Here is a 13,883-nt window from a genome sequence, read left to right as displayed (position 1 = left end):
ACCCTCGCCCGCGGCGTGACCCCGCCGGTCCCGGCCGGCGTCTGAGCGCGGCCGGCGGCTCCCCGCCGGTCAGCCGCCGAAGCGCTCCAGCCGGATCGCGGACGGGTCGTGCCCGAGGTCGACCAGCGCCGTGGCGACGTCCTCCACGAAGTACGTCGGGCCGCAGACGAAGGTCCGCGGCCGCACCTCCGGGCCGAACGCCCGCTCCTCCAGCTGCGCGCGGTCGACGCGGCCGGTCGGGCCGGTCCAGCCGGGCGGCGCGGCGCGGGTGAGGGTCACCGTGGTCTCCGGCCCGAGCACCGCGCGGCCGAGGAGGTCCTCGGCGGTGCGCGCGGAGTACAGCAGGCGGACCGGCGCCGTCCCGCCGGTGCGGCGCCGGTGCTCCAGCATCGACAGGAACGGCGCCACGCCCGCGCCCCCGGCCACCAGCTGCACCGGCCGGCGCTCGCCGCGCTCGGAGTCCGCGCCCGCCGACCACACGAAGTACCCGCCGATGGGACCGCGCAGCTCCAGCACGTCGCCGGCGCGCAGCTCGTCGGTCAGGTAGGGCGACACCTCACCGTCGGGCAGCCGCTCCACCAGGAGGGAGACGAGCGGCTCCTCGGGCGCGGAGGCGATCGAGTAGCTGCGCTGCACCGTGTAGCCGTCCTCCGCGGTGAGGCGGAGGTCGACGTGCTGGCCCGGGAGGTGCCCGGTCCAGCCGGGCACCTCGAAGGACAGCCGTCGCACCCGGGCCGACTCGGGGACGCCGTCGGCCAGCGTCGCCCGCAGCCAGCTCAGTCGCCGCTGTACCGCTGTTCCAGCCACGGGTCACCGCGGTCGTGGTAGCCGAACGTCTCCCAGAAGCCGGGCTCGTCGGCCCGGCTCAGCGCGAACCCGCGCAGCCACTTGGCGCTCTTCCAGAAGTACAGGTGGGGCACCAGCAGCCGGGCCGGCCCGCCGTGCTCCGGGGGCAGCGGCTCGCCCTCGTAGGTGTCGACCACCCAGGCCCGGCCACCGGTGACGTCGGCGAGCGGCAGGTTCGTCGTGTACCCGCCGTCGCAGAACGCCAGCACGAAGGCGGCCGCCGGCGGGAGGTCGGCCAGCAGCGTGTCGACGGCGACGCCCTCCCACCGGGTGCCGAACTTCGACCACTTGGTGACGCAGTGGATGTCGACCGAGACCGCCTCGCGGGGCAGCGCCCGGAACTCGTCCCACGTCCACCGGCGCACGCCGTCGACCTCGCCCTGGACGGTGAGGTCCCAGTCGGCCAGCGGCGTGCGCGGGGTCGGGCCGGCGGAGAGCACGGGGAAGGCGTCGCCGACGTCGTACTGCCCTGGGGGCAGCCGGTCGGTCGGGGTGGCGGCCGAGGCGCGGTGGCCGAACCCGCGGGAGATCAGGGACATGGCGGCTCCTCCCGACGACGTCCCGACTGTGCCGGGACGGCCGCCCCGCGGCATCGGTCGATCGACCGCCGTCACCGCTCGGACGGCGGGCGCGGGGTCGGCACCCCGGCCAGCGCGTCGCGCAGCGCGGCGCGGGCGGTGACGCCGAGCTTGGGGAACGCGCGGTAGAGGTGTGCCCCCACGGTCCGGGGGGAGAGGAACAGGCGGTTGCCGATCTGCTTGTTCGACAGCCCGGAGGCGGCGAGCATCGCGATCTCGTACTCCTGCGCGGTCAGCGTGGCCGGGCGCCCGCCGTCCGTGCGGCGCGCGGACGGCGCGGTGGCCCGCAGCTCCGCCGACGCGCGCGCGGCCCACGGGGCCGCGCCGAGCCGCTCGAGGACCTCCAGCGCCGCGGCCAGCTGCCCGCGGGCGGCGCCGGGCGCCCGCGCCCGGCGGAGGTGCTCCCCGTAGGCGAGCCGCACCCGGGCGAGCGTGAACGGGTGCTCCTGCGCCCCGGGGACGGTGAGAGCGGCCTCGAAGCACCCCGGCGCCTCCTCCGGCGCGACCAGCGCGGCCGCCCCGGCCAGCACCAGCGCGGGCCCCGGCGCCGCGCCGCAGACCGGTGCGCGCCGCAGCGCGGCGACGGAGGCGGCGGCCTCGGCCCGCCGGCCGGTCCGCACCGCCGCCTCGACCACGTCCAGCGCGGCGGACAGCGCGACCGGCGCGTGCGGCGCGGGCCGGCCGGCCGGCCCGAGCACCGCGAGGTGCCGGGCGGCGTCGTCGTGCTCGCCGCGGCCGAGGGCGGCCAGGCCGCGCGCGTGGGCGGCGAGGTGCGCGGCGAGCCCGGCCCCGTGCGCGGCCGCCGCGGCCAGGTCGCCGGTGCGGGACCGGACGGCCTCCTCGTCGCCGCGCGCGGCCGCGAGCAGGGCCAGGACGTGGACGGCGGGCAGGGCGAGCAGCCGGTACCCCAGCTCCCCGGCCTCGCGGACCGCCTCCGCGGCGCCGCCGGCGGCCTCGTCCCAGCGGCCGGCGGCGTACGCGTCCTGCGCCAGCAGCACCCGGGCACCGAGGACGGCGGCGCGGTTCCGGCCTCCCGCGGACACGACCCGCTCGAGGGCCGGGCGGCAGGCGGCGAGCCGGCCGGCGGGGGCGGCGGCGGCCGCGACCCGGACGACGGACGCCGGGTCGGCGTCGGTCTGGACCGCGGTCAGCAGGTCCTCGAGCCGGTCGAGGTCGGCGCGGGTGGCCCGGGCGGGGTCGGCGACCGTGCGGGCGGCCACGGACAGGACGGGCGGGACGTCGGTCCCGAGCCGGGCGAGGGCGTCGTCGACGGGGCGCCAGAGGTCCTCCCGGCCGGCGAGGTGGCAGGCGAGCAGCAGGGTCGGGAGGGCGTCCGCGACGGCGGCCGGGCCGGGTCCCTCGTCGAGCGCGGTCCCGACGGCGCGGGCCAGCACGAGGTGCGCGGTGCCGACGTCGCCCTCGGCGTGCAGCAGGTGCGCGGCGGCGGCCGCGGCGACCGCCGGGGAGCGGCCGGCGCGCGGGTCGGCGGCCCGCGCCCGGGCGAGCAGCCCGGGCACGGCCGGCAGGTCGCCGGTCGTGTCCACCGTCGCGGCGGCGGCCGCGGCCAGCCGGCGGGCCCGGGCGGGCCCGGGCGGGGTGAGGTCCGCGGCCCGGATCAGGAGGGCGACGGTGCCGGGCCCGTCCCCGCGCTGCCGCGCCCGGCCGGCCGCCCGCTCGAGCAGGCCGGCCGCCTCCCCGTCCGGCCCGAGCGCGGCCTGCGCCAGGTGCCCCGCGCAGCGCTCCGGGTCCCCGGCCAGCGCCCGGGCGAGCGCGGCGTGCGCCCGCCGCCGGTCGCCGCTGGTGGCGAGCTCCACGGCGGCCGCGCCGGTGAGCGGGTGCCGCAGCGCCACGCGCCCGGCGGCCAGGTCGACGCGGACCAGCCGCGCGCGCTCGGCCGGGGCGAGGTCGTCCAGCCAGCCGTCGTCCCGCTCGGGGCGCTCGGCCAGGGCGGCCGCGCGCAGCGCGCGGAGGTCACCGGTGCCCTCCAGCGCGGCCAGCAGCAGCAGCGCGCGGGTGGCGGCCGGCAGCGCGCCGACCGGCCGGGCGAAGGCGGCGTGCAGCCGCGTCCCGGGCGGGAGGGGCAGTGGCCCGCCGTCGGAGCCGGGGAGGACGGCGGGCAGCTCGAGCAGCGCCAGCGGGTTGCCCCGCGCCGCGTCGAGGACGCGCCGGCGCACGTCCCCGGCCAGCCCGGGGGAGCGGGTGCGGAGCAAGTCCGCCGACGCGGCGTCGTCGAGCGGGCCGAGCTCCAGGCGGGGCAGCCCGGCGTCGAGCAGGAGCGAGTCGCCGCCGGTCCCGGCGGCGGCGAGGAAGCCGCAGCGGCGGCCGGGCAGCCGGCGGGCGACGAGGCCGAGCACCCGCGGGGGGGGGGGGGGGGGGGGGGGGGGGGGGGGGGGGGCGGGGGGGGGGGGGGGGGGCCGGGGCGGGGGGGGGGGCCCGGCGCCGCCCGCCGGCGCGGTCCCCCCCCCCCCCCCCCCCCCCGCCCCCCCCCCCCCCCCCCCCCCCCCCCCCCCCCCCCCCCCCCGGCAGGTCGTCGACGACGAGGAGGACCGGCCGCCCCCGCGCCGCGTGGTCGACCAGCGCCAGGGCCGCGGTCGCCGTCGCCAGCGGACCGGGCGGCGCTCCCGGCCGGGCGCCGAGGGCGGTGGCGAGGGCGGTGGGGGGCGGGCCGTCGGGCCCCTCGAGCAGCGGCAGGAGCAGCTGGGAGAGGCCGGCGGAGCCGACCTCCGTCTCGGACCGCACCCCCGCGGCGCGCAGCACCAGCGCCCCGGCCGCGGCCGCCGTCCCCGCCGCCGCGTCGAGCACCGCGGTCTTCCCGACGCCGGGGTCGCCGGTCACCACCAGCGCGTCGCCCCGGCAGGCGGCCCGGTCGAGGAACGCCCGGACGACGCCGCCCTCGGCGTCCCGGCCGACCAGTCCGGTGCCTCCGGTCGTGGTGTCGCCCACGGGGGCCTCCCTCGACTCGCCGCCCGGACGGTCGCTCCGTGCCGGCGTCGTGGCCTCACCCCGTGGAGGTGCGAGTCTCCCGCAGCGGGCGCGGCGGCGGCAGGGGTGCGCGGCCGCCGGGGACGGTCGGATGACCGATGCGCGGCCCGGCGCCCGGCGCGACAGTGGCCGCCACGGCAGCGTCCGCGGCCGGGGGGAGGGGACGGCGATGGACCGGTCCGAGCACCTGCCCGACGAGGGGACCGGCGGGGCGCCCTCCGGGGTCGACGAGCGCCGGCTGGACGGCAACGCGGCGGCCGGCGTCCTGGCCGAGGTGCTCACCGCCGAGGCGACCGCGGCCGTGTCCACCTGCACGTACTGCGGCGGCCGCGCCCCGCTCGGGGCGCACCTGGTCTACGCCGACGCGCCCGCCCTCGTGCTCCGCTGTCCCACCTGCATGCAGGTCGTCCTGCGCTGCGGCTCGGACGCCTCCGGCACCCGGCTGGAGATGAGCGGCATCCGGCTCCTGTGGTGGTCCCCGGAACCGGCCGTCGGGCCCGGCGCCGGCACCTGAGCCCCGTCCACCCGAGCCACGTCGAGGAGGTCCGGGAGATGGCGACCCCCGCACTGCTGCCCACGGAGGGCAGGATGCCGGCGCTCGACGGGGCGACCGGGTGGCTGAACACCGAGCCGCTGTCGACCGAGGCGCTGCGCGGCCGCGTCGTCCTCGTCGACTTCTGCACCTTCACGTGCATCAACTGGCTGCGCACCCTGCCCTACGTGCGGGCGTGGGCCGACCGGTACCGGGAGGACGGGCTGGTGGTCCTCGGCGTGCACACGCCGGAGTTCTCCTTCGAGCGGGACGCCGGTGCCGTGCGCCGGGCGCTCGAGGACCTGCGCGTCACCCACCCGGTCGCGCTGGACAGCGGGTACGCGATCTGGCGGGCCTTCGCCAACCGGTACTGGCCGGCGCTGTACTTCGTCGACGTCACCGGGCGCATCCGCCACCACTGGTTCGGGGAGGGCGGCGAGACGCGGTCGGAGACGGTGCTCCAGCAGCTGCTGGCCGAGGCCGGCGCCGACGTCCTCGGCCGCGACCCGGTCACCGTCGTCGGCCAGGGCGTCGAGGCCCCCGCCGACTGGGACGCCCTGGGCTCGCCGGAGGAGTACCTCGGCTACGGCCGGTCCTCCGCCTTCGGCTCCCCGCAGGGCACGGCCCCCGACCGGCCGCACGTGTACGAGGTCCCGGCGCGCCTGCGGCCCGGCGCCTGGGCGGCGGCCGGGCGCTGGACCGTCGGCGCCGAGGCCGTGGTGCTCGACGAGCCGGGCGGGCGGCTGGCCTGCCGCTTCCGCGCCCGCGACCTGCACCTGGTCATGGGCCCGATCGCCCCGGGGGTCTCCGTGCCCTTCCGCGTGCGGCTGGACGGGCGGCCGCCGGGGGAGGCGGCCGGCGGCGACGTGGACGCGCGGGGCCACGGCATCGCCACCGGCCGGCGGCTGTACCAGCTGGTCCGGCAGCCGGGCCCGGTCGACGACCGGCTGTTCGAGGTCGAGTTCACCGCCCCCGGCGTCGCCGGGTACGTCCTCACCTTCGGCTAGACCGACGCACCCCCAGGAGGGACCCGGCCATGACGACCGCGGCAGCAGGGACCGTCCGCCCGTTCCGCGTGGAGGTGCCCGAGGAGGCGCTCACCGAGCTGCGTCGGCGCGTCGCGGCGACGGTCTGGCCGGAGCGGGAGACGGTCCCGGACACCTCCCAGGGCGTCCCGCTCGCCACCATGCGGGCCCTCGCGGACCACTGGGCCACCGCCTACGACTGGCGCGCCTGCGAGGCGCGGCTCAACGCCCTGCCCCAGTTCCTCACCGAGATCGACGGGCTGGACGTCCACTTCCTGCACGTCCGCTCCCCGCACCCGGACGCCCTGCCGCTGGTCGTCAACCACGGGTGGCCCGGCTCGGTGGTCGAGCAGCTCAAGATCGTCGGCCCGCTCGTGGACCCACCGGCACACGGCGGCGACGCGTCCGACGCCTTCGACGTCGTCGTCCCCTCGATGCCCGGCTACGGCTTCTCCGGCAAGCCGGCGGCCACCGGCTGGGGGCCGGAGCGCATGGCCCGCGCCTGGGCCACGCTCATGGAGCGCCTGGGCTACGAGCGCTGGGTCGCGCAGGGCGGCGACTGGGGCGCGTTCGTCGTCGACCAGATGGGCCTGCAGGCGCCGCCGGGGCTGCTCGCCGTCCACACCAACATGCCGGCCACCGTCCCGGCCGACGTCAACGCGGCCGCCCTGGCCGGCGAGCCGCCGCCGCCCGGCCTCTCCGACGAGGAGCGCCGCGCCTACGGGCAGCTGCTGCGCACGTTCGGGCAGGTCGAGTACGCCCGCTACATGGCCGCCCGCCCGCAGACCCTCTACGGCATCGCGGACTCACCCGTCGGCCTGGCCGCCTGGCTGCTCGACCACAACGACGCCGACGGCCAGCCCGCCGCGGCCGTCCTGGCCGCCCTCGACCGGACGGCGAGCGGCACCGGCGAGCTCACGCGCGACGAGGTCCTCGACAACGTGACGCTGTACTGGCTGACCGGCACCGGCGTCTCCGCCTCCCGGCTGTACTGGGAGTACCGCGGCGGCTTCTTCGACGCGAAGGGCGTGCAGATCCCGGTGGCGGTCAGCGTCTTCCCCGGCGAGCAGTACGAGGCGCCGCTGAGCTGGGCCGAGCGCGCCTACCCCCGGCTCATCCACTACAACCGGCTGCCCCGCGGCGGGCACTTCGCCGCGTGGGAGGAGCCGCACCTGCTCGTCGACGAGCTGCGGACCGCGTTCCGGCCGCTGCGCCGGCCCCCGGTGCCCGGCCCGCGCGGGTCGGTCGCCGACGCCGCGGCGCCGCGCACCCCCGCCTGACCGTGGGTCCGCGGGCACCGACCGTCCGGACGCGCCCGCTCCGTCCCGCGGCGGCCCCGCGGCGGCCCGCACCCCCTGCCCGGCGCGGCGCCGGACCGCCACGGTGGCGCCATGACGGGTAGCCGCAGCTCGCTCTGGACCGGGGCACTGGCCGGGTACGCGGCCAGCCGCACCATGGACGCCGCCACCGGCTGGTTCCACGGCCGGCAGAGCGCGGAGTCCCGACGGCGGGAGGAGGAGATCGCGCCGGGCGGCGCGCTCGTGCAGCTGGGCAAGCAGCTCGGCGCCGTCGCGGGGCGCGACCTCGACGACGCCGCGGCCGGCCGGGTGGGGCTCGCCGTGCACCGCACCCTCGGCGTGACCTACGGGGTGCTCGCCGCGACGCTGGTCCGCCGCGGCTGGTCGCCGCTGGCCGCCGGGCCGGCCGTCGGCGCCGCCGCCCTCGTGCTGGTCGACGAGGGGACCGCGCTGCCGACGATGACCGCCTACCCGCTGGTCAGCCACGCCCGGGGCGTGGTCGGCCACTCGACGGTCGGGCTGGTCATCGGGCTCCTGCTCTGGCTGACCGGCCGCTCCTGAGGTCGCGCGCCCGACGGCCTCCTCCGGCCGCCGGTCCCGCGGGAGGATGGTCGACGCGCGGGGGCCGAGTGCGCCGGGGGGCCGCCGTGCGGGAGTTCGCCGAGCTGCAGCGGGACCTGGCACCGGCCTGCGCGGCGAACGCGCCGGGCTCCCCGACGCCGCACGTGCTGGTGACGCTGCCCTCGTTCAGCATCGGCGAGTCGCTGCTGTCCCACTACGCCGACCGCCTGCCGGCCCTGGAGCACCGGTACCTGGTCACCGTCCTCCTGCTGCCCCGCGTCCCCGGCTGCGAGCTGGTCTTCGTCAGCAGCGCCCCGCCGCCGCAGGCGCTGGTCGACCACTACCTCTCCCTGGTGCCGCCCGCCGACCGCGCCTCGGTGCGCCGGCGGCTGCGGGTGCTCGTCGTCCCGGACGCGTCCTACCGCCCGGTCGCCGCGAAGCTGCGCGACCGGCCGGACCTGGTCGAGGACCTGCGCCGGCACATCGGCGGCCGGCCGGCGTTCCTCGAGCCGTGGAACGTCACCGCCGACGAGGTGGAGATCGCCCGGCGGCTGGACGTCCCCGTCGACGGCACCGCTCCCGAGCTGTGGCCGCTGGGGTTCAAGAGCGCCGGCCGGCGGCTGCTCGCCGACGCCGGCGTGCCGGTGCCGGCCGGGTGCGAGGACGTGCACACCGTCGACGACGTCGACCGCGCCGTCGACGACGTGCTGCGCCGCCGGCCGACCGCCGCGGGCGTGGTGCTCAAGCTCGACGACAGCGGCGCCGGCGACGGCAACGTGGTGCTGCGCCGGGAGGGCCTGCCCGGCTCCGCGGGCCACCTGCGCGACGCCGTCCGCCGGCTGCCCGACTGGTACCTCACCGCGCTGACCCTCGGCGGCGTCGTCGAGGAGTTCGTGACCGGGGACCGGTTCGCCAGCCCCAGCGTGCAGGGCGAGATCACCCCGGACGGGCGCGTCACGGTGCTCTCCACGCACGAGCAGGTGCTCGGCGGGGACAGCGGCCAGGTGTACCTCGGCTGCCGGTTCCCGGCCGAGCCGCACTACGCCGCGGAGCTGGGGCGGTACGGGCGGGCGGCGGGGGAGGCGCTGGCCCGGTGCGGCGCCCGCGGCCGGTACGGCGTGGACTTCGTCGCCACGTCCGGCCCGGGCGGGTGGACGCTGCAGGGGCTGGAGATCAACCTCCGCAAGGGCGGCACGACGCACCCGTACACGGTGCTGCGCAACCTCGTGCCCGGCCGCTACGACCCGGAGGCCGGCCGGTGGACCGCCGACGACGGCACCGTCCACTGCTACTGCGCCACCGACAACCTGGTCGACCCGGCCTGGACCGGGCTGCCGCCGCGGGAGGTCGTCGAGGCGGTGGACCGGGAGGGGCTGCGCTTCGACCGGCGCACCCGCACCGGCGTCGTCCTGCACATGCTGTCGGGGCTGGCGGTCGACGGCCGGTTCGGCCTGACCGCGATCGCGCCGACCCCCGCCGCGGCGCACGGGCTGCTCGAGCGCACCCACGCGTGCGTCGACCGGCTGGCCCGGCAGCCGGTGGCCGCCGGGCCGTGACGGCGCTCAGACGGTCTCGGGCACCCGGAGGTGGGCCAGCACCAGCTCGAACTCGGCGACCTCGGTGATCTCGGCCCCGCTCTCCCGGCTCGCCCGCTCCCGGATGCCCGCACCGGCCTCCCGGTTGCGCTCCAGGGACGCGCGGTCCGCGTAGGTCACGGTGGCGGCCGCCGCGCCCTCGTGGCGGTCGACCAGCAGGCTCGCGCTGCAGAAGCCGTCCAGCTCCTCGACCCTCGGCAGCACGCCCATCCGGAAGGTGTCCAGGAGCTCGTCGACCCGCGCGGGGTCCGAACGCACCCAGGTGACCCGCGCGCAGGCCCCGGCCGGCGCCTCGTGCAGCCGGTGGAGCGCCGCGATCTCCCAGGTCCGCACCTCCGCCCCGCCGCCGAGGAGCTCCGCGACCCGGTCGCGCATCGGCCGCACCCGGTCGGCCGTGGCGCCCATCGCCTCCTCGGTCTGCCAGGCGGTCGCGATGATGCAGCGGCCGGTGTCGCGGTCGGCGAGGAAGGACAGGCCGACGAAGCCGTCCATCTCCTGGACCGCCGGCATCACGTCGTCGCGCATGTAGGTGACCGCGTCGTCGATCGCCTGCGCCGTGCCGTGGATGGTGGTCGTCCGTGCGTACACGTCACCGCTCCTCTCGTGCGTGCGGCGACGCCCGGTGCGGCACCGCCGCACCGGCGAGCGTTCCCGCGGTCGCCGCCCGTGGCAACGGGCACGTGCGCGTCCCCCGGGTCAGCGCCGCGGGCGCCGCCCGATACGCGACCCCAGCCAGGTCAGCGGGTCGTACCGGCGGTCCACCACCCGCTCCTTGAGCGGGATGATGCCGTTGTCGGTGAGGTGGATGCCCTCGGGGCAGACCTCCGAGCAGCACTTGGTGATGTTGCAGTAGCCCAGGCCGAACTCCTCCCGGGCGGCGTCCCGGCGGTCGACGACGTCGAGCGGGTGCATGTCCAGCTCGGCCAGCCGGATGAGGAAGCGCGGCCCGGCGAAGGCGGCCTTGTTGTCCTCGTGGTCGCGGATGACGTGGCAGGTGTCCTGGCACAGCCAGCACTCGATGCACTTGCGGAACTCCTGCGGCCGCTCGACGTCGACCTGCTGCATCCGGTGGTTGCCGTCGGCGTCGCGCGGGCGCGGGGTGAACGCCGGGACCTGCGCGGCCTTCTCGTAGTTGTAGGAGACGTCGGTGACCAGGTCGCGGATCACCGGGAACGTGCGCAGCGGGGTGACGGTCACCGGCTCGTCCTCGGCGAACGTGCTCATCCGGGTCAGGCACATCAGCCGCGGCCGGCCGTTGACCTCCGCGCTGCACGAGCCGCACTTGCCGGCCTTGCAGTTCCACCGGACGGCGAGGTCGCCGGCCTGCGTGGCCTGCAGCCGGTGGATGACGTCGAGGACCACCTCGCCCTCGTGCACCGGCACGGTGAAGGTCTGCAGCTCCCCGCCGGAGGCGTCGCCCCGCCAGACCCGGAAGGTGGCGTCGTACCCGCCGTCCCGGTCCCTGCCGCCGTCGGTCCCCCCGATGCTCGGCTCCGCAGGCTCGGTCATGCGCCCTCCTCGAAGACCTCCGCCAGCTCCGGCGGCATCTGTGGCAGCGGCTGCCGGGCCACGGTCACCCCGCCGTCCGGCGTCCGGGTGCAGACCAGGTTGGTGCGCCCCCACTCCGGGTCGGGCGCGGGGAAGTCGTCGCGGGTGTGCCCGCCGCGGCTCTCCTCGCGGGCGAGCGCGGCGCGGGCGACGCACTCGCTGACCAGCAGCAGGTGCGGCAGGTCCAGGGCCAGGTGCCAGCCGGGGTTGTACTGCCGGTGCCCCTCGACCGACACCGCCGCGACCCGCTCCCGCAGGGCGGCGATCCGGTCCAGCGCCTGCTCCACCTCCGGCGCGGTGCGGATGATCCCGACCAGGTCGTGCATCGTCTGCTGCAGGTCCTGCTGCACGGTGTAGGGGTTCTCGCCGCCCTCCCGCTCGAACGGCGCCAGCGCCGCCCGGGCCGCGTCGGCCAGCGCCTCGTCGGCGAGCGCGACCACGCCGGCCCGCTTGGCCGCGTGCTCGGCCGCGGCCGCGCCGGCGCGGCGGCCGAACACCAGCAGGTCCGACAGCGAGTTGCCGCCCAGCCGGTTGGAGCCGTGCATCCCGCCGGCGACCTCGCCCGCCGCGAACAGCCCCGGCACGGACGCCGCGGCGGTGTCCGGGTCCACCTCGACGCCGCCCATCACGTAGTGGCAGGTGGGCCCGACCTCCATCGCCTCGGCGGTGATGTCGACGTCGGCCAGCTCCCTGAACTGGTGGTACATCGACGGCAACCGGCGGCGGACGTACTCGGCCGGGCGGCGGGTGGCGATGTCGAGGAAGACGCCGCCGTGCGGGGAGCCGCGGCCGGCCTTGACCTCGCTGTTGATGGCGCGGGCGACCTCGTCGCGGGGCAGCAGCTCGGGCGGGCGCCGGTTGTTCTTCTTGTCCTCGTACCAGCGGTCGGCCTCGTCCTCGGTCTCCGCGGTCTCCTTGCGGAAGTAGTCCGGGATGTAGTCGAACATGAACCGGTTGCCGGCCGAGTTGCGCAGCACGCCGCCGTCGCCGCGGACGCTCTCGGTGACCAGGATCCCGCGGACCGACGGCGGCCAGACCATCCCGGTCGGGTGGAACTGGACGAACTCCATGTTCACCAGCCCGGCGCCGGCCTGCAGCGCCAGCGAGTGCCCGTCGCCGGTGTACTCCCACGAGTTCGAGGTGACCTTCCAGGCCTTGCCGATGCCGCCGGTGGCCAGCACGACCGACGGTGCCTCCCAGGCGACGAACCGGCCCGACTCCCGCCAGTAGCCGAACGCCCCCGTGAGGCCCTCGTCGTCGGTGAGCAGCCGGGTGACCGTGCACTCCATGAACACGTCGACGCCGAGGGCGACGGTGCGCTGCTGCAGCGTGCGGATGAGCTCCAGGCCGGTGCGGTCGCCGACGTGCGCGAGCCGCGCGTAGCGGTGGCCGCCGAAGTCCCGCTGGCTGATCAGCCCGTCGGGGGTGCGGTCGAACAGCGCGCCCCAGTCCTCCAGCTCGCGCACCCGGTCGGGCGCCTCCTGCGCGTGGATCTGCGCCATCCGCCAGTGGTTGAGCATCTTCCCGCCGCGCATGGTGTCCCGGAAGTGCACCCGCCAGCCGTCCTCCGGCCAGGCGTTGCCCATCGCCGCGGCGATGCCGCCCTCGGCCATGACCGTGTGCGCCTTGCCGAGCAGGGACTTGCAGACGACGGCGGTGCGCGCCCCGGCCTCGTGCGCCGCGATCGCCGCGCGCAGGCCGGCGCCGCCGGCCCCGACCACCACGACGTCGTAGGCGTGCCGCTCGAGCTCCATCAGAAGAACCTCACGTCCCGGATCGTGTCGGTGGCGAGCAGGAGGACGTAGAGGTCGGCCAGCGCGACGCTGGCCATCGACGCCCAGGCCCACTGCATGTGGCGGGCGTTGAGCCGGGAGACCAGCGTCCAGGCGCGGTAGCGCAGCGGGTGCCGGGAGAAGTTGTTCAGCCGCCCGCCGACGACGTGCCGGCACGAGTGGCAGGACAGCGAGTAGAGGGCCAGCAGCGTCGCGTTGACCAGCAGCACGAGCGTGCCCAGGCCCATGTGGCCCCACTCGCCGGTCTCGTCGCGAAAGGCGAGGACGGCGTCGTAGAAGAGGACGACGTTGATGAGCAGCGCCGCGTAGAGGAAGTAGCGGTGCACGTTCTGCCCGACCAGCGGGAACCGCGTCTCACCGGTGTAGCGCCGGTGCGGCTCGGCGACCGCGCAGGCCGGCGGGGACAGCCAGAACGACCGGTAGTAGGCCTTGCGGTAGTAGTAGCAGGTCAACCGGATGCCCAGCGGGAACACCAGGACGTAGATCGCCGGGGAGATCCACGTCGGGCCGGTGAACAGCTCCGGGAAGGTGTCGCCCTCGCACCGGGTCGACAGGCACGGCGAGTAGAACGGCGAGATGTAGGGCTCGGAGAAGTAGTACGCGCCCTGGAACGCCCGGACCGTCGCGTAGACGACGAACGCCAGCAGCGCCGCGACGGTGAGCGCCGGCTGCAGCCACCAGCGGTCGGTGCGCAGCGTGCGCGCCGCGATCGTCGCGCGGCGGGGGGCCGGCCCGCCGTCACCGCGTCCGGCCGAGGTCGCCCCCGTCCCGCGCGGCGCGGTGGTGGTCACCGGTGGGTGCGGCCGGACCCGCCCAGGCCCTCGTCGTCGCCGTCGCCGTAGACGGCCGCGAACGGCTCCCAGGCCGTGCGGACCCGGGTGCCGCAGAGGAGGGCCAGGTCGTCCCGCAGCCGGGCGACGTCGACCCTGAGCCGGCGGGCGTCCACGGTGTCCCCGAAGTGACCCGTCAGCGGTGCGCACGCCTCCTCCAGCGCGTCCACCGCGCGGCGGGCCGCCGCCACGTCCTGCTCCAGGGACATCGCCGCCTCCAGACCCTGCTGGCGTCGCCGGGAAGCCGAGGGGGGAAGTGGACCACCGACGCCGGGGCCGGGGAAGGGGGCGCTGC

At 77.6% G+C, this 13,883-nt stretch carries 13 protein-coding genes and 1 pseudogene; 5 read left to right on the top strand and 9 right to left on the bottom strand.

Annotated elements, in window-relative coordinates; translation table 11 throughout:
- Positions 1-69: 69 nt before the first annotated feature.
- The 4 genes and pseudogenes from ACI8AA_RS02920 to ACI8AA_RS02905 all read right to left on the bottom strand — a co-directional run.
- Positions 70-807 (bottom strand): ferredoxin reductase, encoded by a 738-nt coding sequence (locus tag ACI8AA_RS02920; RefSeq protein WP_457043019.1) that lies wholly within the window; start codon positions 805-807, stop codon positions 70-72.
- The gene (locus tag ACI8AA_RS02915) at positions 777-1,385 is read right to left on the bottom strand and encodes a molybdopterin-dependent oxidoreductase (RefSeq protein ID WP_457043018.1); all 609 of its coding nucleotides are present in this window, start codon (positions 1,383-1,385) and stop codon (positions 777-779) included. The genes ACI8AA_RS02920 and ACI8AA_RS02915 overlap by 31 nt, the downstream gene beginning before the upstream one ends.
- Before the next feature lie 71 nt (positions 1,386-1,456).
- Entirely contained in the window at positions 1,457-3,778 is a 2,322-nt protein-coding gene (locus ACI8AA_RS02910) for a LuxR C-terminal-related transcriptional regulator (RefSeq protein WP_457043017.1), read from the bottom strand.
- 181 nt (positions 3,779-3,959) lie between these two features.
- Positions 3,960-4,367: pseudogene (locus ACI8AA_RS02905) on the bottom strand (AAA family ATPase); the annotation flags it as partial.
- Between the two features lie 130 nt (positions 4,368-4,497).
- On the opposite strand from ACI8AA_RS02905, the gene ACI8AA_RS02900 reads away from it, so the two are divergent.
- The 5 genes from ACI8AA_RS02900 to ACI8AA_RS02880 all read left to right on the top strand — a co-directional run bounded on the left by ACI8AA_RS02900 (position 4,498) and on the right by ACI8AA_RS02880 (position 9,378).
- A complete protein-coding gene (locus tag ACI8AA_RS02900; RefSeq protein WP_457043016.1) occupies positions 4,498-4,920 on the top strand; it encodes a DUF6510 family protein in 423 nt (140 codons plus the stop codon).
- A 38-nt stretch (positions 4,921-4,958) separates the two neighbouring features.
- Entirely contained in the window at positions 4,959-5,945 is a 987-nt protein-coding gene (locus ACI8AA_RS02895; protein WP_457043015.1) for a thioredoxin, read from the top strand.
- A 29-nt stretch (positions 5,946-5,974) separates the two neighbouring features.
- A complete protein-coding gene (locus ACI8AA_RS02890) occupies positions 5,975-7,243 on the top strand; it encodes an epoxide hydrolase family protein (protein ID WP_457043014.1) in 1,269 nt (422 codons plus the stop codon).
- Between the two features lie 111 nt (positions 7,244-7,354).
- On the top strand, positions 7,355-7,822 hold the full coding sequence (locus tag ACI8AA_RS02885; protein ID WP_457043013.1) for a hypothetical protein: 468 nt from the start codon (positions 7,355-7,357) through the stop codon (positions 7,820-7,822).
- Positions 7,823-7,908: 86 nt separating this feature from the next.
- Positions 7,909-9,378, top strand: coding sequence for a peptide ligase PGM1-related protein (locus tag ACI8AA_RS02880; RefSeq protein ID WP_457043012.1), 1,470 nt, complete (start codon positions 7,909-7,911; stop codon positions 9,376-9,378).
- A 6-nt stretch (positions 9,379-9,384) separates the two neighbouring features.
- Here the strand turns inward: ACI8AA_RS02880 and ACI8AA_RS02875 are convergent, their stop codons facing one another.
- The 5 genes from ACI8AA_RS02875 to ACI8AA_RS02855 all read right to left on the bottom strand — a co-directional run bounded on the left by ACI8AA_RS02875 (position 9,385) and on the right by ACI8AA_RS02855 (position 13,797).
- Positions 9,385-10,005, bottom strand: a complete 621-nt coding sequence (locus tag ACI8AA_RS02875) for a hypothetical protein (RefSeq protein WP_457043011.1) — start codon at positions 10,003-10,005, stop codon at positions 9,385-9,387.
- A 108-nt stretch (positions 10,006-10,113) separates the two neighbouring features.
- On the bottom strand, positions 10,114-10,926 hold the full coding sequence (locus ACI8AA_RS02870) for a succinate dehydrogenase/fumarate reductase iron-sulfur subunit (protein ID WP_457043010.1): 813 nt from the start codon (positions 10,924-10,926) through the stop codon (positions 10,114-10,116).
- Entirely contained in the window at positions 10,923-12,719 is a 1,797-nt protein-coding gene (locus ACI8AA_RS02865; protein WP_457043009.1) for a fumarate reductase/succinate dehydrogenase flavoprotein subunit, read from the bottom strand. Before ACI8AA_RS02865 ends, ACI8AA_RS02870 begins: the two co-directional genes overlap by 4 nt.
- Complete coding sequence (locus ACI8AA_RS02860) at positions 12,719-13,549, bottom strand: hypothetical protein (protein WP_457043008.1); 831 nt, start codon at positions 13,547-13,549, stop codon at positions 12,719-12,721. The genes ACI8AA_RS02865 and ACI8AA_RS02860 overlap by 1 nt, the downstream gene beginning before the upstream one ends.
- Positions 13,546-13,797 (bottom strand): hypothetical protein, encoded by a 252-nt coding sequence (locus ACI8AA_RS02855; protein ID WP_457043007.1) that lies wholly within the window; start codon positions 13,795-13,797, stop codon positions 13,546-13,548. Before ACI8AA_RS02855 ends, ACI8AA_RS02860 begins: the two co-directional genes overlap by 4 nt.
- Positions 13,798-13,883: the final 86 nt, after the last annotated feature.

This window comes from Geodermatophilus sp. SYSU D01180, assembly GCF_054050415.1.
This window is presented reverse-complemented; position numbering and strand designations above follow the sequence as displayed.